We start from the raw sequence: 497 nt of genomic DNA, 5'->3' as shown, positions 1-497 counted from the left end.
GGCGGCGACGATCGCCTCCGCTCCCCCGCCAGGCACCGGCCGGGTGGTGTAGAGCAGTGTGTACGCGCCGAAGCCGGCGTCGCCGCCGGTACGGAGCAGGGTGACCCGCCCCGTACCGGTGAGCGGCTGGCCGCCATCCGCGTCGGCGGGTAAGGCGGCCATCGGTTACCTGCCCTGGCGCTGCGCGGGGACGGCAGCCTTGCTGTCCCGGTTGTTCCAGGCGTCCATGACGTCCTTGGAGATGGAGCCGACCTGCGAGACGGCCATTCCCTGGGCGCGGGCCCAGGCCCGGATCTCGTCACGTCGGCGCTTGTCGGCCGGCGACTGACCGTTGGCGCTGGCGGTCGGCTTCGTCGCCTTGCCGCCGTTCTTCAGGCGCCGCAGCTTGGCCTGGGCCTTGGTCAGGGTCTGGGTCGCCTCGGCGACTTCCTTCTCGGCCGCCTCGATCGCGGAGGCGTCGCGCTTCAGCTGCTGCAGCTCACTCAGGCCGGCGCGGG

At 72.8% G+C, this 497-nt stretch carries 1 protein-coding gene; it reads right to left on the bottom strand.

The annotated features are described in order from the left end of the window. Positions 1 to 165: 165 nt before the first annotated feature. A partial coding sequence (locus QCN29_RS36770; RefSeq protein ID WP_279933606.1) for an Lsr2 family DNA-binding protein occupies positions 166 to 497 on the bottom strand: 332 nt, incomplete at its 5' end.

This window comes from Streptomyces chengmaiensis, assembly GCF_029846775.1.
Lineage (GTDB): Bacteria > Actinomycetota > Actinomycetes > Streptomycetales > Streptomycetaceae > Streptomyces > Streptomyces chengmaiensis.
This window is presented reverse-complemented; position numbering and strand designations above follow the sequence as displayed.